This window comes from Spiroplasma endosymbiont of Megaselia nigra, from assembly GCF_003987485.1.
In the GTDB taxonomy this organism is placed as follows: Bacteria; Bacillota_I; Bacilli_A; order Mycoplasmatales; family Mycoplasmataceae; genus Spiroplasma.
Map to the genome: position 1 here is coordinate 1 of NZ_RCOO01000309.1, position 819 is coordinate 819.

Annotated in this window: 1 pseudogene; it reads right to left on the reverse strand. The window is 21.1% G+C overall.

The features are described 5' to 3' along the window. A pseudogene (locus D9R21_RS07835) lies at nucleotides 1–819 on the reverse strand (hypothetical protein); the annotation flags it as partial.

Below are 819 nucleotides of genomic sequence, written 5' to 3' on the forward strand. Positions count from 1 at the left end.
TCAATTAAGTGAATCTATTGAAACACTATAATTAACTTTTACATTTTCGGTATAAACAGTTTCATCAGCAGAAGTGATTTTTGCACTGCTGTTAGTAATATTTTCAACTTTGATTTTTGTGATATCTAGATTGTTATACATTTCTTTTAGTTTATTTTTAATTTGTTGTTTTGTTGGATTAGATAAATTTTCAGTTTTAAATTCACCTAAATTATTATTTGTAATAATTTTATTTAAATTAATATTAGATATAAAAGTAACAATTACTTCACCACTTAAAATATCTTTTCTTTTAAAATTTATTTTTGCATTTGTTGTTGTTATATCACTAACTTCAAAATCATTTATATTATTTTCTAAATATTTATTTAATTCTTTTATTTTATTTTTAATTTCTTGTTCTGTTGGTTTATTAACACCATTAATTCTAATTAAGCCTAATTCAGTGTTTTTTAAAACTGATTTTACTGGCCGAGAATAATTAATATCTATTTCACCAGTATAAATATTTGTATCATTTGATTTAACTTTAGCGGTATTCGTGGTAATATTTATTACATTAATTTTATTAATGTCTAATTGTGAATTTAATTGTTTTAAAAAATATTTAAATAATTGTTCATCATAAGTACCACCCAATTTATTTATATCAATTTCTCCTAAATTAGTATTTTCAATAACTTTGTTTATTGGCACAGATTTATCAACTGTAAAATTAATTGTTTTTTGACTACTAAAACCAGTTATAGTGACTAGTGCACTATTTTCAGTAATATCTGTAACATTAATGCTATTAATATTTACTTGGGGATTTAATTC